Annotated in this window: 12 protein-coding genes; 5 read left to right on the top strand and 7 right to left on the bottom strand. The window is 64.7% G+C overall.

Annotated elements, in window-relative coordinates:
- Positions 1-392 precede the first annotated feature (392 nt).
- Together O7A05_RS29570 and pdeM are read left to right on the top strand one after the other, a co-directional pair.
- Positions 393-2,924, top strand: coding sequence for a ligase-associated DNA damage response DEXH box helicase (locus O7A05_RS29570; RefSeq protein WP_337096699.1), 2,532 nt, complete (start codon positions 393-395; stop codon positions 2,922-2,924).
- An 18-nt stretch (positions 2,925-2,942) separates the two neighbouring features.
- Positions 2,943-3,659 carry a ligase-associated DNA damage response endonuclease PdeM gene (gene pdeM, locus O7A05_RS29565; RefSeq protein WP_337096694.1) on the top strand — a complete coding sequence of 239 codons (717 nt, stop codon included), beginning with the start codon at positions 2,943-2,945 and terminating at the stop codon, positions 3,657-3,659.
- 3 nt (positions 3,660-3,662) lie between these two features.
- Here the strand turns inward: pdeM and O7A05_RS29560 are convergent, their stop codons facing one another.
- The 3 genes from O7A05_RS29560 to O7A05_RS29550 are packed head-to-tail and all read right to left on the bottom strand — an operon-like array spanning position 3,663 to position 8,267.
- Complete coding sequence (locus O7A05_RS29560) at positions 3,663-4,601, bottom strand: dimethyl sulfoxide reductase anchor subunit family protein (RefSeq protein WP_337096693.1); 939 nt, start codon at positions 4,599-4,601, stop codon at positions 3,663-3,665.
- A 4-nt stretch (positions 4,602-4,605) separates the two neighbouring features.
- Positions 4,606-5,340 (bottom strand): 4Fe-4S dicluster domain-containing protein, encoded by a 735-nt coding sequence (locus O7A05_RS29555; RefSeq protein WP_337096691.1) that lies wholly within the window; start codon positions 5,338-5,340, stop codon positions 4,606-4,608.
- Positions 5,337-8,267 (bottom strand): molybdopterin oxidoreductase family protein, encoded by a 2,931-nt coding sequence (locus O7A05_RS29550; RefSeq protein WP_337096690.1) that lies wholly within the window; start codon positions 8,265-8,267, stop codon positions 5,337-5,339. The genes O7A05_RS29555 and O7A05_RS29550 overlap by 4 nt, the downstream gene beginning before the upstream one ends.
- A gap of 279 nt (positions 8,268-8,546) precedes the next feature.
- On the opposite strand from O7A05_RS29550, the gene O7A05_RS29545 reads away from it, so the two are divergent.
- Entirely contained in the window at positions 8,547-9,452 is a 906-nt protein-coding gene (locus O7A05_RS29545; RefSeq protein WP_337096688.1) for a LysR substrate-binding domain-containing protein, read from the top strand.
- Here the strand turns inward: O7A05_RS29545 and O7A05_RS29540 are convergent, their stop codons facing one another.
- The 4 genes from O7A05_RS29540 to O7A05_RS29525 all read right to left on the bottom strand — a co-directional run bounded on the left by O7A05_RS29540 (position 9,453) and on the right by O7A05_RS29525 (position 16,890).
- On the bottom strand, positions 9,453-10,709 hold the full coding sequence (locus tag O7A05_RS29540) for an Hsp70 family protein (protein ID WP_337096687.1): 1,257 nt from the start codon (positions 10,707-10,709) through the stop codon (positions 9,453-9,455). It lies immediately after the preceding gene.
- A gap of 200 nt (positions 10,710-10,909) precedes the next feature.
- Positions 10,910-11,701, bottom strand: coding sequence for a TIGR02186 family protein (locus O7A05_RS29535; RefSeq protein ID WP_095765916.1), 792 nt, complete (start codon positions 11,699-11,701; stop codon positions 10,910-10,912).
- Positions 11,701-12,624, bottom strand: coding sequence for a sulfite exporter TauE/SafE family protein (locus tag O7A05_RS29530; protein WP_224512988.1), 924 nt, complete (start codon positions 12,622-12,624; stop codon positions 11,701-11,703). Before O7A05_RS29530 ends, O7A05_RS29535 begins: the two co-directional genes overlap by 1 nt.
- 192 nt (positions 12,625-12,816) lie before the next feature.
- Positions 12,817-16,890: a peptidoglycan-binding protein gene (locus tag O7A05_RS29525; RefSeq protein WP_337096685.1), complete on the bottom strand. Its 4,074-nt coding sequence runs from the start codon at positions 16,888-16,890 to the stop codon at positions 12,817-12,819.
- Between the two features lie 452 nt (positions 16,891-17,342).
- On the opposite strand from O7A05_RS29525, the gene O7A05_RS29520 reads away from it, so the two are divergent.
- Both O7A05_RS29520 and O7A05_RS29515 read left to right on the top strand, forming a co-directional pair.
- Positions 17,343-17,807, top strand: a complete 465-nt coding sequence (locus O7A05_RS29520) for a MerR family transcriptional regulator (protein ID WP_337096697.1) — start codon at positions 17,343-17,345, stop codon at positions 17,805-17,807.
- Between the two features lie 228 nt (positions 17,808-18,035).
- Complete coding sequence (locus O7A05_RS29515) at positions 18,036-19,832, top strand: acyl-CoA dehydrogenase (protein ID WP_337096684.1); 1,797 nt, start codon at positions 18,036-18,038, stop codon at positions 19,830-19,832.
- Positions 19,833-19,914 lie beyond the last annotated feature (82 nt).

Here is a 19,914-nt window from a genome sequence, read left to right as displayed (position 1 = left end):
TGATCGGCGCCCTCTTTCCACCTGCTGAGCGACGGGCATGAGGAGGAGTGCGTCCGCAGTCCAGCGGATCGGCCGCCTAACCCGGCAAATGCCCCGCAAGCCGCCCAAAACCGCTCCCCTGGGCCTTAAAAAACCGCCTCATTAGCCCAACAAACAGAACTCACTCCCCCGTGCAAAGCCCCCCTTGTGGGAGAGGTCGGATTGCCCCGATTTGCCCTTCCAAATCGGATGGCAATCCGGGTGAGGGGTAAGCGGCGCCAAGCTGGAACACCCCTCATCCGTCTCGGCGCTACGCGCCGATCCACCTTCTCCCGCAGGGGGAGAAGGAAGAATGATCCCCTTTTGTTCCGATTTTCCTTGGCGATTGCTTGCCGCCGCGCTACCTCTTGCGCGTGACCGAGCAGCCGCGCCTTGCCGAACAGAATGCCGCCGTCCTGCTGCCTGAGCCATTCGTCAAATGGTTCGGCGAAAAGGGCTGGTCGCCGCGCGTCCATCAGCTCGAGCTGCTGGCGAAGGCTCAAAGCGGCCAGTCGGTGCTGCTGATCGCGCCGACCGGCGCCGGCAAGACGCTGGCCGGCTTTCTGCCGTCGCTGACCGAGTTGGCCAACCGTCCCAAGCGAAGGCCGGGCGAAGCCCGCCGCGGCATCCACACGCTCTACATCTCGCCGCTTAAAGCGCTGGCCGTCGACATCGAGCGCAATCTCGGCAAGCCCGTCGAGGAGATCGGTTTGCCTGTCACCATCGAGACGCGCACCGGCGACACGCCTTCGCACAAGCGCCAGCGGCAGAAACTGGCGCCGCCCGACATATTGCTGACCACGCCTGAGCAACTCGCGCTGCTGATCGCCTCGAACGGCGCCAGACGTTTCTTCGAGGACCTCCGCTATGTCGTGCTCGACGAATTGCATTCGTTGGTCACCTCCAAGCGCGGGCATCTGCTGGCGCTCGGCCTGGCGCGGCTGCGCGCTTTTGTTCCTGCGTTGCAGACCATTGGCCTGTCGGCCACGGTGGCCGAGCCCGACGAGTTGCGGCGCTGGCTGGTCAGTCAGGCTTCTCCCGGCGCCATGTCCGAGCTCATCGTCGTCACGGGCGGCGCGAAGCCCGAGATATCGATCCTCGACTCCGAAGAGCGGGTGCCCTGGGCCGGGCACTCCGCCCGCTACGCCACGCCTGAGATCTACCGCGAGATCAAGCGGCACAAGACCACGCTGCTCTTCGTCAACACGCGCAGCCAGGCCGAGTTGCTGTTCCAGGAGCTATGGCGCGTCAATGAAGACACGCTGCCGATCGCGCTCCATCACGGATCGCTGGATGTGGCCCAGCGCCGCCGCGTCGAGAAGGCCATGGGCGAAAACGCGTTGCGCGCCATCGTCGCCACCTCGACGCTCGATCTCGGCATCGACTGGGGCGATGTCGATCTGGTCGTGCATGTCGGTGCTCCGAAAGGAGCGAGCCGCCTGGCGCAGCGCATCGGTCGCGCCAACCATCGTATGGATGAGCCGTCGAAAGCGATCCTGATCCCAGCGAACCGCTTCGAAGTGCTGGAATGTCGGGCAGCGCTCGATGCCAATTATCTCGGCGCCCAGGACACGCCGCCGCTTGTCAATGGCGGGCTCGACGTGCTGGCCCAGCATGTGCTGGGTTGCGCCTGCGGGGCTCCGTTTCATGCCGATGTGCTCTTCGATGAGGTAAGGACGGCCGCACCTTACGCCAGCCTGGATAGGCCGACATTCGACCGGGTCATCGACTTCGTCGCCACCGGCGGCTACGCGCTGAGAAATTACGAGCGCTATGCCCGCATCCGGCAGACCAAGGAAGGCTTATGGCGGGTTTCAAACCCGGCCGTCGCCCAGCAATACCGGCTCAATGTCGGCACCATCATCGAAGTGCCGGCGCTCAATGTGCGTTACGTCCAGGCGGGCAGCAGGGGGGCAGCCTCGCGCGGCGGCAGGGTGCTGGGAAAGATCGAGGAAGCATTCCTGGAGACCTTGACCCACGGCGACACCTTCATGTTTGGTGGCAAGATCCTGCGCTTCGAAGGCATTCGCGAGAACGAGTGCTTCGTCTCGGACGCGCCCGGCAGCGATGCGAAGGTGCCGTATTATGGCGGCGGTAAATTCCCGCTCTCGACTTACCTCGCCGAGCAGGTGCGGGCTATGCTCGATGACCCGCAGCGCTGGAAGAAACTGCCCGAGCAGGTGGCGGATTGGCTGCGGTTTCAGGCGGACAAGTCCGTCCTGCCGAAACGCGACGACCTGTTGATCGAGACTTTCCCACGCGGCAACCGGCATTACCTCGTCGCCTATCCATTCGAAGGCAGGCTTGCGAATCAGACGCTCGGCATGCTGCTCACGCGACGGCTCGACCGGGCGGGAGCCAAGCCGGTCGGCTTCGTCGCCACAGACTATGCGCTTGCCATCTGGTCGCTGGCCGACATGGGCCGGATGTTCAAGAACAGAAAACCGTCGCTGGCCACGCTGTTCGATCAAGACATGCTGGGCGATGATCTCGAAGCCTGGTTCGCCGACAGCTGGCTGCTGAAGCGCACCTTCCGCAACTGCGCGTTGATTTCCGGACTGATCGAAAAGCGCCATCCCGGCAAGGAGAAAAGCGGCCGCCAGGTGACCATTTCGACCGACCTCATCTATGATGTGCTACGCAGCCATGAACCCGACCATATTCTGCTGCAGGCCACCCGTACGGATGCCGCGACCGGGTTGCTCGATGTCAGCAGACTTGCCGAGATGCTCTCGCGCATCCGCGGTCGAATCATGCATAAGAACCTTGAGCAGATATCGCCGTTGGCCGTGCCGAGCATGCTTGAAATCGGCAAGATGCCGGTGAATGGCGAGGCGGACGAGACGCTGCTAATGGATGCCGCCACCCTCGTCGAAGAGGCCATGGGGCCGGAGATGGCGGACTGAAAGAAGGCCTAAGAGGGGATGAATTTTTCGCTGTCGCGCGCAACGCTGATCGCCGAGGCCGATCTCGTCGGCATCGCCGGCGAGCGTGCGGTCTGCGACCGGCGCGGCGTTCTCTATTTCCCCGATCTGCGATTGCTTGCCGTCTCCGACCTGCATCTCGAAAAGGGCTCGTCCTTCGCCCGGCGCGGCGCGCTGATCCCACCCTATGATACTGGCGCCACCTTGCTGCGGCTTCAGGCGGTCATTGCCGACTACCAGCCGCGGACCGTCCTCAGCCTGGGCGATTCCTTCCATGACGGCGGCGGCGCCGGGCGCATGCACCAGAGCTTCCGCGAGCGCCTGGAAGCGATGATGGCCGGCCGCGATTGGTTCTGGGTCGCCGGCAACCACGATCCCGATGCGCCCGCCGACTTGCCCGGCGAGACGGTCAAGGAGCTTGCCCTCGGTTCGCTGCTCTTCCGTCACGAGCCGTCGAAGCTGCGCGTCGAAGGCGAGATCGCCGGCCACCTCCACCCGTGCGCGCGCATCGTCCAGCGCGGGCGCTCGGTCCGGCGGCGCTGCTTCGCCGGCGACGGCGGCCGCATGATCATGCCGGCCTTCGGCGCCTACACCGGCTCGCTCAACGTTCTCGACCGCGCCTACGCCGGCCTGTTCCGCCTGGAAACGCTGGTGGCCTATATGCTCGGTGCCGAGCGCATTTTTGCCATTTCCGGCTCGATGTTGAGGCCGGGGTGAAACTTACTGCCTGCCATAGTAGAGCGTGACCGTGTGCTTCGCCTCGGCGAAGAACAGCCAGCGCTCGACCAGCATGCCGGCCAGTTGCGCAACGGCTGCAAGCATGGATGCGATTGCACCCAAGGGCCATGGCAGGAAGTACGCGATCGCCAGCAGGATAGCCGGCGCAATGAATGCCAGCGCCTGTGTGATCAGCCGCAGCTTCGCGCTGTGCTTGCGCGCGATGCGAAAGCCCATTTCTTTCAGCAGATAGTTTTCTTCCGTGTGCGGCCATTCGATCGACCGCACCTTGCCGCCAACGAGGCCCGTCGCCGTGTTGACGGTGGTCGGGATTTCCAGCTGATCATTGTAGCGCCAGGTCGCAAGCTTCCAGCCCCAGCCGGCCAACGTGGCAAGCAGAGCCCAGGCCAGCATCGCCGTCGAACCTTGCCTGAACCCTTGGAGTAAGGCGTTCGCCAGAACGCTCCCAGTCATCGCTGCGAAGATGAGATAAGCCGGCAAAGTATAGCGGCTGTGCCATTGCGCGATCGGCTTCAGCGAAGCATAGATCATGCTGGTCGTGCAGACCGTTACCATCGCGCCTGCCGCCGCCAGCAGCCCGACGACCGCCACCCAGCCGCTGCTCTGCCCAAGAAGCACCCAGCCTATGCCGAACAGCGCGGCCGGAATGAAGGTTGCGACCGAGGCCACGCCTTCGCGCGACAGCCACGAGCTGCGCCATTGCGAGAAGGCGCGCCAGGCGCGCTCGGGTCGGCCGAGGTGACCGGTGGAGGACAACAGCCCTGCCGCGACCAAGCCGAGCGCCAATGCCATGCCTACAAGGCCAAGCCAGAAGTCGGCGGGAATGAACCCTAACCCACCAAGCAGGCCGAGCAGCGCCAGCAGGCCGTAGCCGGCCCCGGTGGCGGTGGTGAAGAAGACGACCGAGAAAGCGGGATGCATGCGACTAGTTTGAAAGCATGCGGTCGATCCAGCCGAGGAAGCCGCCCTCGGCCTTGATCGACTCCAGCGCCGGTGCGCCCACCTTCGCCGCACGTTGGCTGCGGGCGCGCGGCGGCAAATATCTGTTGGTCGGCTTGTAGCCGAGCTCCGGCATTAGCGCGACGCCGCCACGCTCCTCGACAAGCTGCGAAATCGCCGAAGCCGGATCGCCGAGGTCGCCGAAATGCCGGGCGCTGGTCGGGCAGGCGGCGACGCAGGCGGGCACCCGGTCCTCCTCAGCTAGATTGTCGTTGTAGATACGGTCGACGCAGAGCGTACATTTCTTCATCACGCCAACATCGGTGTCGAATTCACGCGCGCCGTAAGGACAGGCCCAGCTGCATAATTTGCAGCCGATGCATTTATCCTCGTCAACCAGCACGATGCCGTCCGAGGCGCGCTTGTAGGAGGCGCCGGTCGGGCAGACGGTGACGCAGGCCGGCTGCTCGCAATGCAGGCAGGAGCGCGGGAAGTTCACCGTGCGGTCGCCCTGTTCGGTCGTGTGCTCGTAACTATGCACGCGGTTGAACCAGACGCCGTCGACATGCCCGCCAAAGGGGTCGATGTCGGTCAGCGGCGCCATGTGGCCGCCGGTGTTCCACTCCTTGCAGGCGGTGACGCAAGCCTGGCAGCCGACGCAAGTGTCGAGATCAATGACGAGGCCGAGTTTCTTGTCGGTTTGTGCGGGAAGACAGGTCATTCGGCGGCTTCCCTCTTCATGCGGAACGCCGCGCCAAAGCGAAGCACTTCGGGCGAAGGCTCGAAATGCGGAGGCTGGGCGAAACGCTCGAATTGCGGCTCGGTGAAGCCGGCTTCTTGCGGCGCGCATTTGACTATGCGTACGCGAACATCGAACCATGCCGCCTGACCGGTGACCGGATCGGAATTCGAATAGCGCTTGCCGGTGGCGTCGACCGCGGTCTGGTCGCCGATGATGTGGTTGAGCAGGAAGCCGCGATTGTTCTCCGCCGCATCGTCCTTCAGCCCCCAGCTGCCGCGCCGCTTGCCGACCGCGTTCCACGTCCAGACCGTGTCCGGGTTCACGCCGTCGACCAGCTTGATCTGGCCCTTCACCCTTCCGTTGATGCTTTCGATCCACACCCAGTCGTCGTCGGAAAGGCCAAGACCGGTGGCGGTCTGCGTATGCACGAACAGCCGGTTCTGGCTGGTGATCTGCCGCAGCCACGCATTTTGCGAACCCCAGGAATGGTACATGTGCATCGGCCGCTGCGTCAGCGCATGCAGCGGATATTTTTCGAGATCGACGGTGTCGTCCTCGAGGGGCGCGTACCAGAAGGGCAGCGGATCCATATAGGCTTCGATGCGCCCGCGCTCGGCGTCCGGCGGCTGAACTTTTCCATGCCCGCGCGCCGCCAGCCGGAAGCGTTGGATCGGCTCTGAATAAAGCTGGAAAACGATAGGCTCGGCCTTGAGGATGAAACCCATCTCCACGGCGAAGTCGAGATAGGCGCGGTTGCCCATCTTGTAATAGCGCTGCTCGTCGGAAAAATCGTGGTGCCAGAAGCCGCCATTGTCGATGTAGCGCTGCAACTGATCCGGATTGGCGTCGCCCCTGCCGATCGCGTCGCCATTCTTGCCGCGCCAGCCGGCTAAAGGGCCGATGCCGGGGATGCGTTCGTGGTTGACGATGTAATCGGCATAGTCGCGGTATTTCGCCGAGCCGTCCTCGTCGACGAAGCATGGCAGGCCGAGCCGCGCGCCGAGCTCGATCAGCACGGACTGGAACGGCCGCACGTCGCGGTCGGGCTGCACCACCGGATGGCGGATGGCGTCGGCGGCGCCGTCCGCATGGCTGATCGGCCGGTCGAGCAGGCTGATGCAATCATGCCGCTCGAGATAGGTGGTGTCGGGCAACACAAGGTCGGCAAACGCCACCGTCTCGGAATAGTAGGCGTCGGAATAGATGATGAAGGGGATCTTGTAGGCGCCCGCCGCGTCCTTGTCGGTCAGCATGGCAATCGTCTCGACCGTGTTCATCGAGGAGTTCCATGCCATATTCGACATGTACATCAACAACGTGTCGATCGGATAAGGATCGCCTGCCCAGACATTGCGGATCACCGAGTGCATCAGCCCATGGGCGGCCAGGGGGGCTTCCCAAGAGTAGGCCTTGTCGATGCGGGTGGGCCGGCCGGCCTCGTCGACGAGAAGATCGTCCGGGCCGCAGACGAAGCCGAGCGGCATGCCGTCCAGCGGCGTCATCGGCTGGGCGTCTTTTCCGCATGGCTTAGGCCCCGGCGGCGCTGAGCGCGGGTAAGGCGGCTTGAAGCGGAAACCGCCCGGAACATCGACCGTGCCAAGCAGCACTTGCAGGAGGTGGATGGCGCGGCAGGCGTGAAAACCGTTGGAATGGGCCGAGATGCCGCGCATGGCATGCATCGAGACGGGTCGTCCCTTGATCGTCTCGCGTCGCCGGCCGGCCCAGTCGGTCCAGGCGATCGGCAGCTCGATCGTCTGCTCGAAGGCGACATGCGCCAGCTCAGCCGCGATGCGCCGGATCGTGTCGGCGGCAACACCGCAGCGCTCTGCCACGGCGTTCGGCGAGTACGTCTCGTCGAGATAGCGTTCGGCGATGAGCTGGAAGACCGGCACGCAACGCCGCCCGCCGATCTCATAGCTGCCGGTCAGCGCCGGCTTTGCTTCGGGGTCGAGTGCGTTGACCGGCCGCTTCGCCATCCTGTCCCATGCAAGCGGGTTACCGCCGTCGTCACGAACGAACAACCCGTCATCGGCGGATCCCGGTTCTTGCACGACCAGCACGGGCGCGTTGGTGTAGCGCAGCAGATAGTCGAGATCGACGCATCCGGCCTTGAGCAGTTCGTGGACGAGCGCCAGCACGAACAGGCCGTCCGTGCCGGGGCGAATGCCGATCCAGTCGTCGGCGATGGCATTGTAGCCGGTGCGGCAGGGATTGATCGAAACCACCTTGGCGCCGCGTGCCTTGAGCTTGCCGAGGCCGATCTTGATTGGGTTGGAATCATGGTCCTCGGCGACGCCGAACAGCATGAAATATTTGGTGTTGTCCCAGTCAGGCTCGCCGAATTCCCAGAACGAGCCGCCGATCGTATAGAGCCCGCCGGCCGCCATGTTGACGGAGCAGAAGCCGCCATGCGCGGCGAAATTCGGTGTGCCGAATTTTGACGCCCACCAGCCGGTCAGCGATTGCGACTGGTCGCGCCCGGTGAAGAAGGCAAGCTTCCTCGGATCGGTGCGCCGGATCGCCGACAGCCTCTCGGTAGCGATGGTCAGCGCTTCCTCCCACTCGATCTCCCGGAATTCGCCCGAGCCGCGCGGCCCTGTCCTCAGCAGCGGCTTCCTCAGCCGCGCCGGGCTGTAATGTTGCATGATGCCGGCGCTGCCCTTGCCGCAGATCACGCCGCGGTTCACCGGATGGTCTTTGTTGCCGTTGATGTAGCGAACCTTGCCGTCCTTGATGTGGACATCGATACCGCAGCGGCAGGCGCACATGTAGCAGGTAGTCTTGGCGATGCGGTCGGAGACGTCAGGCGAGGTCTCGACGCCGTCGCCCTCGTTCGGTGCTCGGCTGTCCGCCAGCGGCCGCTGCGAGGGTGCGGAATTGGCGCCGCGCGGCGCGGGTCTGCTCATGATCCGCGAACGCTCTTGCCGTTCGCCATCTTGGCCTTCGTCTTGGGTCCCGGCCCGCGCATGTAATGAAGCTCGGGATGATAACGCTCGCCGGCGAGCTGCCGCTTAAGCTGACGGCTCCAATGCGCGAATAGGGATTTGAAGCGCCCTGCCATTTCCCACTCTTGGCCTCTGACGGCCAATTTTTTCCAACTTCGGTCAAAAACTTAGAACAAAGCAATTGATCCGTCTAACAAGCAGCTCTTGTAATTCCGATCGACTTTGCTTCTTAGTTGGCCCATGACTCTCGATCAGTTGCGCATCTTCGTCGCCGTCGCCGAGCACGGTCACATGACCAAGGCCGCCGAGCGGCTCGGCATCTCGCAGTCGGCCGCGTCGGCTGCCATTCGCGCGCTCGAAAGCCAGCACGGCGTGCGCCTGTTCAACCGGGTCGGCCGCAACATCGAATTGGCCCAGACGGGGCACCGCTTCCTGCCGGAGGCGAAGGCTGTTCTGGATCGCGCCGCGGCCGCCCGCGGCGTTCTGGAGGATGTCTCGCAGACCGTCGCCGGCAGCCTGTCCATCGCAGCCAGCCAGACCATCGCCAGCTACTGGCTGCCGCGTCGCCTCGCCGCTTTCCACGAGGCCTATCCTGCCGTGAAGCTGAGCGTGACGATCGGCAACACCAGGCAGGTCGAGACCAATGTGCTGGACGGCAGGGCCGATTTCGGACTGGTCGAGGGCCGCACCGAGTCCGACATCCTGCGCCGCGCCACGGTCGACGAAGACCGTCCGATGCTGGTGGTTGCACGCGCTCATCCCGAAATTCCGACGACACGGGCGGGGAACCTCGACATCAGGGCGCTGCGCTGGATCATCAGGGAAGGCGGGTCGGGCACACGCGAGGCGCTGGAGGATTTCGCGCTCAGCCAAGGGGTCCCGCCGGCCGAGCTGCAGATTTTCCTTGTCCTGCCCAGCAATGAGGCCGTGCGTCAGGCGGTCGAGGCCGGCGCGGGGGCGACGATCATCTCGGAACTGGTGATCGCGCGCTCCTTGGCGGAGGGAAGCCTCAGGGCCGTACCGGTCGAATTGCCGAAGCGCGACTTCGCCATGATCACGCATCGCGACCGCCAGGCGAGCCTCGCGCAAATGGCGCTGAAGGCGCATCTCACCGGCAAGGCGGACGCCTCGGCAAGCGCGGAATAATCAGGCGTATTTGCGCTGCGCGTCGAGCGCGAGGCCCAGGCCGACCGAGCCGAACATATCGCCTTCGATGACCGCGGCCTGCGGCACCAGCGACAGGATCTGCCGCTTTGCCAGCGGGATGGCGGTCGAACCGCCGGTCAGGAACACGGCGGTGATGGCCGAGGGGGCAATGCCGGCGTCGGCGATCGTCTGTTGGACCGTCGCGGCCACACGTTCGATATCGCCGCCGATCGTCTCCTCGAGGCCGGCGCGTGTAATCTCGGCCGCGAAACGCGCCCCGGGCAGCGACACCTTGACCTCCGCCGAAGACTGGTCGGTCAGCGCGATCTTGGCCCTCTCGACTAGGCCCGCCATCGCATGGCCATAGCGATGCTCGACGACGTGGATGAAGCGGTCGACGAGGTCGGCCCGCTCGGCCTCGTAGCGGATCTGTCGCAGGTCGTTCATCGCCTTGGCGGTGTAGACGAGGTTGATGCGCTGCCAGGTCGCCAGATCGATAAAATAGGCCGCCGGCAGGTTGCGCTTGTGGTCCTTGGTCCGCGTCAGATAGCCGAGCTCGGGCATGACATGGGCGATGCTGAGCAGCCGGTCGAAATCGGTGCCCCCGATATGGATGCCCCGGTTGGCGAGGATGTCCGCCTTGCGGTCGGTCGAGCGGGCGCGCTCCGGCGAAACCCGGACGATCGAGAAGTCCGATGTGCCGCCGCCCATATCGACGATCAGCGCCAGCTCCTCGCGGGAAACCTTCTGCTCGTAATCGAGCGCCGCCGCGATCGGCTCGAACTGGAAGGCGATGTGCTTGAAGCCTTGCGCGCGGGCGGCCTTTTCAAGTTCGCCTTGCGCTTTCGCATCGGCAGCCGCGTCGTCGTCAATGAACTGCACGGGCCGGCCCAGCACGACGTTGTCGACAGGGCCGCCGGCATCGTCTTCCAGCCGCTTCTTGAGGTGGTCGATGAACAGGCCGATGATGTCGATGAAACCGATCTGACGTGCCCTGATGCGCGTCTTCTCGTTGGCGAGCGTACTGCCAAGCACGCTCTTCAGCGAGCGCATCAGCCGGCCTTCGATGCTGTCAGTGTAGTCGCTGATCGCACGGCGGCCGAAATAGGTGTAGCCGTCCTCGAAGTTGAAGAACACGGCGCTCGGCAGAGTGGGCTGCTCGCCTTCCAGCGCCACCAGTCGCGCCCTGCCGTTGCGGATCACGCCCACGGTGGAATTGGACGTGCCGAAATCGATGCCGCCGAATGCCGATCGCATCGCAGCCTCCTGTCTTTGCTTCATGGCGGCAGATCGTCGGCGACGCGTTGCGGGCCGTCATCCGGATTGCCGGACCGCTCTGCCGAACTCGAAATGTGTGTGCTTGTCCCTAGGGCTAGGAGGCGGCGATGTATCGCAAAACCGGGAAAAGGGAAACCCTGTTTGAACGGAAAACGGGTCTTCTGATTCTTCCCGAAGCATCAATCCTTGCGGAAGATGAGCCGGCCCAGCCAGCCGGTCAGCATGGCCAGCGATATCGCAAACACGCCGTAGAGGAACGAATCGTCATGCGCGACGCGGAAGACCGACTGCTCGAAGCCGGATTTGCGGATTTCGAGCTGGGCCGAGCTTTCCTTGACGAACATGCCGCTCTTGAACAGGAACGCGCGGGCCTTGTGGGTTCCGACCGGCACGTTGGGCGCGAGCCGCACGGTGGCGCGAAACAGGTTCTGCGACAGGAATTGCACGCCGCCGACATTCTCGCTGTAGAGGCCCGTCGCTGCCTTGCGGTCGCGGAGCGCGGCGGTGAATTCCTCGATCGTCGCCGGGCTGTCGGTCTCGTCGGCGGGCTTCATGTAGAGGTTCTGCGCGCCAAGCGAGAGCTGCTTGTATTTCGCAGGCTCGGCGATGTCCTGCAGCGGCCGCGTCGTCGCGACGGAATAGGAAACCGGCACGTTCTCAAACGTCTCCGAGTCTAGGTTAATCCAGACGCCGAGCACCCGGTCCTTGCGTCGGACGACGACCGGCCTTGGCGGCCCTTCGAGCACGACGATCACGTCGTAACGCCCCTGGCGCGCGATCAGCGGGTCGGGATTTTCCAGCGATCCGAAGATCGTGAGGTCGGCGCCGGAGAAGCCTGCCGTGATGGAAATGGCGTCGGTCGACAGGCCGATCTGTATGCTTTCGGCGGGCGGCGTCTGTGCCGTCGCCGGGGAAAGGGCAAAGAGCATCGACAACGAGACGGCGGCTGCAAATGCTCGTCGTGCCGCCATCAGTTGAGCCCCGCGGCGGACAGCGAATAGAGATTGGGCGGCGTCACGAAGAGATCCGCGGCAAGGCGGATGGCGACGGCCAGCACCAGCATCGCCAAAAGCGCGCGCAGCTGTTCGCCGCGCAGCCTCTGGCCGGCCTTGGCGCCATACTGCGCGCCGGCGACGCCGCCGGCCATCAGCAGGAAGGCCAGGATCACGTCGACGGTCTGGTTGGTCGTGGCATGCACCAGCGTGGTGTAGGCCGAGGTGAAGATGATCTGAAACAGCGAGGTGCCGATGACGACATTGGTCGGCACCTTGAGCAGGTAGATCAGCGCCGGCACCATGATGAAGCCGCCGCCGACGCCCATGATCGACGACAGGAAGCCGATCCCGGCGCCGAGCCCAAGCACCGGGATGACGCTGACGAACAGCTTCGAGGCGCGGAAGCGCATCTTGAACGGCAGCCGGTGGATCCAGTTGTGCTGTCCGGATTTCTTGAGCACGGGTGCGGCGCCGCTGCGGCTGGCGCGCAGCGCGTTGACGCTTTCGACCAGCATCAGCCCTCCGACCGTGCCGAGCAGCACGACATAGAGCAGCGAGATGAACAGGTCCAACTGGCCAAGCCGGCGCAAGAGCGCAAAGACGAAGATACCGGCCGTCGAGCCGACGATGCCGCCGGCCAAAAGCACGCCGCCCAGCTTGAAGTCGAGCGTGCCGCGCTTGAAATGCGACAGCGCGCCGGAGAAAGAGGAGGCGATGACCTGGTTGGCGCCCGTGGCGACGGCGATCGCCGGCGGGATGTTGTAGAAGATCAAGAGGGGCGTGATCAGGAAGCCGCCGCCGACCCCGAACATGCCCGACAGGAAACCCACCGCCGCGCCCATCGCGAGCAGCACGAAGACGTTGACGGAAATTTCCGCGATCGGGAGATAGATGCCCACCCGTCTGTCTCGATCAGTTTGTCTGTCGGCGCATAGTGCCGTCCCCGGACAGTAAAGCACCGAAAAGCCAATTTTTTCTTGCGACGACGCGGCGGCGTATCCAAACCCCGCCGCCGCGCCGAAACAAAAACCATCTCAATCAGTTAACAGGCAAATGTGTGGCAGGGCGTCGCGTATGCGACGCGTCTGCCGTTATTTGTGCGCCAGGAGCGCCTTGACGAGCGGCGCGTCGATCTCGCCGGTCGGCTTCATCTTGTTGTCGGTCTGGAAGGCCATGATGGCGTTCTTGGTCTTGCCGCCCATCACGCCGTCGGCGCCACCGGCATCGTAGCCGTTCTTGTTGAGGATCAGCTGGATGTTCTTCACCGCCTTTTTCATGTCGATGCCGGCGGTGGTCTGTGGCGTGCTGTCCTGCCAGGATTCCGGAACGTCGGCCGAATTGGCGGCCGCGTTGAGCGGCTTGGCTTTCCACAATTCCGTGGCGGCCCGCGCCCGCTCGAGCTGCTCGGGCCTGAGCGCATTGGCGATCTCGTCGCGCTTGGCGGCGGCGTCCTTGTCGCCTGTCTTGGCGACGAGCGCGAACCACTTGTAGGATTCTTCCAGGTTCTGCTTCATGCCGACACCCTTGGCGGCCAGGATGCCGAGGTTGAACTGACTGTCCTTGACGCCGAGATCGGCGGCTTCCTGGAACCAGTGCGTGGCCGATTCATTGTCGGTCACGCCGTCCGCCGCCATGGCGAACAGCACCGCCAGATTGTGCATGGCGCTGGCGTTGCCCTGTTCGGCGGCGAGCTGGTAGTAGGTCTTGGCCTTCTTGATGTCGCGCGCGACACCGATGCCTTTTTCGTAGAAATTGCCGATGCGGTATTCGGCCGGCGCGAAACCGAGCTCGGCCGACTGCTCATACCATTTGGCGGCCGCCTTCATGTCTTCCTTGACGCCGCGCGATTCCGCGTAGCGCGAGCCGACTTCGAACAGCGCCTTGGCGTCGCCGCCGGCGGCGGCGTCGCGCAGCGCCACCGGGCCGATTTCCGAAGGAATGTCGAATTTGGCCGCGGCTGCCTGGCTTCCGGCCGGCGGCACGGCGCCCGTCGTGTCGGCGGAGGTGGCAGCCGGCGCGCTGGCCGCGGCGCCCTCGGCCGCCGGACTGGCCGCAACAGGTTCCTTGGCCATCGGCTGCATGTAGCCATCCATATCCGTCGCGGAGGCAGCTGCGGCGGCAGGTTTGGACGGCATCGCCGAAGCCGTCGGCGTCGGCTCGGCGGGCGCCGCAAGCGCCATCGGCGCGGGCGCCGGTTCGGCGGGCATGGCGGCGGCAGTTTCGGGACTAGAAGGAATAGGAGCGGCCGGGGCAGCGTCCTTGAGGGGCTCCGCCTGCCTGACGGGACGGTTTTCGGCCTGTGCGGTCCCTATGTCGGTTTTTTGCGTATCGGCTTGCGGCGCGGCGGTCGCGTTGAGCGAAGCCGTATCGACCGTCTGTGAGGAGACGATCGGCGCGGGCTGGTTGTTGGCCGTTTCGACGGGATCGGACAGGAAGGCCTTGCCCAACTGCAGGCCGGCCAGCGCCATCATGATCGCGGCAGCAGCCATCAGGATCGGCTTGCGCCGTGCCTTGAGCAGGTCGCCGATCCTCAGCGCCTTTACCGGGCCGGTCATGGTCGACTGCCGCTTCAGCGTGTCGGCTTCGGCTGCAGCCGCCTGGGCCGCGCGGCGGGCAGCGGCGATGAAATCGGACTTCGCGGCATCGCTCTCGGTGCGCCTGACCGGCTGACCGCCGCGCTCGTCGCGCACGCGCTTCATAATGGCGTTGAGGTCCGGCGCGCCGGAACCGGGTTCCAATGGCCGGTTGGCGGCCTTCGGATCGAGCGGTTCGTCGATGTCGACGCTTGGCACGTCGGCGGCCGGTGCAGCGCCGGCAAGCGGCTGCGTGTCTGCTTCCTTCTTGCCCTTGAAGGCGCGCGCCAGGCCGCTGAACATCGATTTTCTGCGGCCGGCCGTCTCGCTCTTGTCGCCGACCGCATCCGGTCCGAGGGCTGCCATGGCCGCCGCTGCCGCGGCCTCGGCAGGCGTACGTTGCGCGCTCGGCTCGTCGCGCATGATGGCTGCGGCGCGGCCTTCAAGGCTGGCCATGTCTCCGGTGAGCGGCAGCGGCTGGTCGATGTCCATCGACGGCGCGTCCTGCACCGCGATCTTGCCGCTGCGGCCGCCGCGCTTCCCGGCCGGCTGCGGATCGACCAGTTCGCTGACCGCTTCGCTGGTCTCGCCCGCTTCCAGCGAGCCCAGCCGGTCGACGATCTTGAGCAATGTGTCGTGGATCGCCTCGAATGTCCGTGAGTTGCGCTCGTCGGAGCGCCGGGTGAGTGCCTCGAGCGTCTTCAGGTCCTGGGCGAGGCCGGCCACCGCTGTCGCGTTGGTCTGGGCCGTGCTGGACGTCGACTCGGTAAGCGATTTGACGGCGCTCTCGGCCGCCTCGCGCGCCACGCTCAGGATGGAATCACGCGTGCCGGCCAGCGACTTCTCGATCTCGTTGAGGCGTGGGCTGATGTCCTCGAATTCGGGCAGCGGCGTGCTGGGCTTGGAAAGATGTGCCGACAGGCCGGCGACTTGCGCTTCCAGGCTGCGGATCAGCGCCGGATCGATGCCTGCGACCTGCTGCGCGGACCATTCCAGCCGGCTGGAAATGTCCTCGAGCCGGCTTTCCAGTCCGCGGATTGCCATCTCGTTGGCAGGATCGGGTGTGCGCGTCTCAATGCGCTTGGCAAGCGCGGCGAAGCGGGCGTCGAGCGCTTCCATGATGCCGGCGCCGTCGTCCTGGTGCATGCGCTGGTCGAGCCTGTCCGCGACCTCGTCCAGCCGCCGCTCGAGGTCGCGAAACAGCATATTGCCCTGTTCGATCGCATCGCCCTGGCGACGCTCGAGCAGCATGGACAGTGCGTCGAAGCGCTGCTCCAGACCCTGGAAGATCTGGTCAGCGTCGGGCAAGGCCGGCGTGCGGTCCATCTTCTCCGTGATGGAAGCGATCTGCCTGCCGAGCCGTTCCATGGCCTGTTCGGGAAGATCGGCACGTCCGGCCAACTGATCCACACGGCTGGTGAGAAGGTTGAGGCGATCGATGACCTCGGCGCCGGGTCGCGACTGCGCGACCTCTTCGATCTGCGCCGCCAGCGATGCCATGCGCTTCTCGATCCGGCCGAAGGTTTCGGGGTCGAAGACATTGGCCTGCGCGGCGACCGTCGAGGCGACGATGGCACGGGAAATCTCGTCCAGCCGTTCGTCGATCATGGCGAGCGTTTCGCTGCCGCGCGCGGTCTGCTGGCCGGCGAAACGGTCGATCGCGCCGGCGAGCGTACGCACCTTTTCCTCCAGCGAGCGTAGCGAAAGCGATTCCGGCAGGTTGTTGACGGCGCTGCTGATCTGTTCGAGCCGGTCTGTCAGCACCGACAGGCTCGGGCCTTCCGCGCGCTTGCGCTGGTCGGCATCGACGCGGTCCTCGAAAGCGCTCCAGCGGCGGTCGAAATCGTCCCAGCGGCGGTCGACCTTCTGCACGCTTTCCTCGCGCGCCAGCGTGTCGAGCGCGCCTTTCACCTGCTCCAGTTCCAGCCGCAGCAGATTGACGCTGCGGTCGTCGCTCTTTTCGGCGAGCGCCTGGATGGCGCCCGAAAGCCGCTCGAATTCGAGGCCGAGCTCGGCGCTGCTCTTGTCCGGCATTCCGCTGGTGCCGCGTTGGCCGTTCGCCTGCATGGCGCGGTCGATGTCCTGGCGAAACGCTTCGAATTCGCGCTGCAGGCCGGCGGTCATCTGATGGCGCAGTTCCTCGCGCAGCCCGCGCAGTTCGACGGCGATCTTGCCGACCATGGCGACGCTGTCTTCCTGGCCGCGCACCCGGTCGATGTCACGCGCTATCGCCTGATAGTTCTGCCCGAAGGCGGGCGCGGCGCCGGGCGCCGGATTTTGTGGAGCGCGAGCTTGCGGCCGCTGATTCTGCGTGCCGGGATACTGCGTTGCCGGGTTTTGCGGCGGGTCCAAAGGTCTTTGCGCGGAATAGGTATCTTCGTACCAGCGCGGCTGGCCGTAGGGCTGCGTGCTTGGATAACGCGGCTCGACCGGCGGCCGCCGCGGGTCGGGGCGGTCGGGCAGGTCGGCGCGCGTCCGGTCCAGCCGCTGCTCCAGCGTTTCGAGCGAGCGGTTCAGTTCCTCGAGCGATGCGTGCGGCCGGCGCTGCCTGCCGGCATTGAGTGTATCGAGATAGGACCGCTTGCTGTTCATCGATGCGCCCGTGTTCAGAATGGCCGGCTTGAGGCCGGTTTCTCCAGTAGCCTGCCGGGAACGAAGCGAGCCGAGCGGTTTTGCTGCGGAGGAAGACAGGCTTCCCGGGTTTTCACCCGCGCTTCGAAAAACCGTGAAAAATTCGCTACAGGATAAACACGGGTGACCGACATGCGCACATTTCGCCCAACGTAGTAAACAAGGCGTTAACCAAGCTTAAGAAGTCGCGCATAATCATGCGCCGGCGTCCGGGTGCGGCATAAAGTTCCGGTTCGACAACGCCCTTGCGTCACCCGGCGGCTCTCGATATAGAATTGACGTAAACGTAAAAGGTGCGAAGCCGTGCCTCTTGCGATTGATTTGTTGCAACCACGATTGGAAGCATGCCCCCGCTTCCATTCAGGCGACGCTTGGTCCGCCACTGCGACGCTATCAGGGGAAAGCCAGTGACCATGAAACTTGTTTCGCCCGGCGAAGCCTCGGCCAATACCAATGACGTTCCGGCCGAGGCCGGCGAGGAATTCGTCCGCATCGGCGAGATGGCCAAGAAATACGGCGTGACGCTGCGCACTCTGCGTTTCTACGAAGACAAGGGCCTTCTCAATCCGCATCGCGATGGCTCGACCCGTCTCTACACCCGCCGCGACAAGGCCCGGCTGAAGCTGATCCTGCTCGGGCGCAAGGTTGGGTTCTCGCTACGCGACGTCAAGCAGATGATGGATCTCTACGATCCGACCGGCACCAACACCAAGCAGTTGCGGCTGGCGCTCGACAAGTCCGAGAAGCAGCTCGCCCGCTTGCAGAAGCAGCGCGCGCTGATCGACGACGCCATCGGGGAGTTGAGCAATTCGATGTCCATCGTGCGACAGATGCTCAGCGAGCGCACCGCTGCGCCGCAGGCAAGCGCCGCCGGCTGATCCCCCTCTCAGGAAATACGCCGGACGTAGAAAGCCGCGTGGCTATAGCCGCGCGGCTTTTTTGTCGTCACAATGCCTGACCGCTCACAAAATTTTTGGCTGCGACGAAGTTGACGTTTACGCAAACGTCAATATTTGCTATCGGGCATCGACATTGGCCCGGCCTTCTGTCCAGGACATGACAGGCGACTTGCTGGCTGGCCGGGACCGTAAGGGGCGGAGGAAGGCATGACGATCTACAGGGCGCCGATCCAGGACACGCTGTTCGTGCTCAACGATGTGCTGGGCTATCAACGCTATTCCAATCTTCCGGGCTTCTCGGACGCGACACCCGACGTGGTCGAGGCGATCCTCGCCGAAGGCGCAAAGCTCGCCGAGAACGTCATGCACCCGCTGAACCGCGTCGGCGATATGGAAGGCTGCGTGCGCCATGACGACGGCTCGGTGACGACGCCGAAGGGTTTCAAGGACGCTTACGACCAGTATCGCGAAGGCGGCTGGATGGGGCTTGCGGCACCCGTCGAGTTCGGCGGCCAAGGCCTGCCCTACACGGTGCACCAGGCTGTTTCCGAATATATGGTTTCCGCCAACATGGCGCTGATGATGTATCCCGGCCTGACGCAAGGCGCGATCGCGGCGATCGTCACCCACGGCACGGCCGAGCAGAAGGCGACCTGGCTGCCCAGGCTGATCGAGGGCACCTGGACCGGCACCATGAACCTGACCGAGCCGCATTGCGGCACCGACCTCGGCCTGCTGCGCACCAAGGCCGTTCCCAACGGCGACGGCACCTACAGGATTTCCGGCCAGAAGATCTTCATCTCCGCCGGCGAGCACGACATGTCGGACAACATCGTCCACCTGGTGCTTGCCCGCGCCGAGGGCGCGCCGGAAGGCGTGAAGGGCATCTCGCTGTTCATCGTGCCGAAGTTCAAGCTCGATGGCTCGGGCAATCCCGGTGAACGCAACACGCTCTCCTGCGGCTCGATCGAGGAGAAGATGGGCATCCACGGCAACTCGACCTGCGTCATGAACTATGACGAGGCGGAGGGCACGCTGCTCGGCGAATTGAACGGCGGCCTGAAGGCCATGTTCACGATGATGAACGAGGCCCGCCTCGGCGTCGGCCTGCAGGGGCTTTCGGTCTCCGAGATCGCCTATCAGAACGCCGTCTCCTACGCCAAGGATCGGCTGCAGGGCCGTTCGTTGTCGGGCGCCAAGGCACCGGACAAGAAGGCCGATCCGATCATCGTCCATCCGGACATCCGCCGCTCGCTGATGACCATGAAGGCCTTCAACGAGGGTGGCCGGGCGCTGGCGCTGTGGACGGCGATCAAGTCCGATGTCGCGCATCGCTCCGGTGACGACAAGGACCGCCAGGCGGCCGACGACTACACCGGGCTGATGACGCCGGTGGTCAAGGGCGTGCTCACCGACAAGGGTTTCGATCACGCGGTGATGGCCCAGCAGGTGTTCGGCGGCCACGGCTATATCGAAGAGCACGGCATGAGCCAGTTCGTTCGCGATGCCCGCATCGCCATGATCTATGAGGGCGCCAACGGCATCCAGGCGCTCGACCTCGTCGGCCGCAAGCTGGCGCAGAATGGCGGCCGCGCCGTGCAGGCCTTCTTCAAGGAGGTCGGCGAGTTCTGCGAGGAAAACCGCGCCGACGAGAAGATGGCGCCCTTCACCAAGGCGCTGAAGAAAGGCCTTAACGACCTGCAGGCGGCCACCATGTGGCTGGTGCAGAACGCCATGGCCAAACCCGACAATGCGGGTGCTGCTTCGACCGACTACATGCATCTCTTCGGCCTGGTGGCGCTGGGCTATATGTGGGCGCAGATGGCGAAGTGCGCGCAGGCGAAGCTGGCGGAAGGCGCCAATGGCGCCGGCGCGTTCTACGACGCCAAGCTCATGACGGCCCGCTTCTTCATGGAGCGTATCATGCCGGAAACGGCGACGCGTCTCGCCCGCCTTTCGAGCGGTGCAGACACGCTAATGGCGCTGCCGGCGGAAGCGTTCTAGAAATGCTCGGCGTCTCCCTCCCCCTTGAGGGGAGGGTGGCCCGAAGGGCCGGGAGGGGTCGCCCGCGACGAACTCGACGTCA

Source organism: Mesorhizobium argentiipisi (SeqCode) (assembly GCF_037179585.1).
Classification (GTDB): Bacteria; Pseudomonadota; Alphaproteobacteria; order Rhizobiales; family Rhizobiaceae; genus Mesorhizobium; species Mesorhizobium argentiipisi.
The sequence above is the reverse complement of the archived record's forward strand: the minus strand, read 5'-3'. Positions and strand labels throughout refer to the sequence as shown.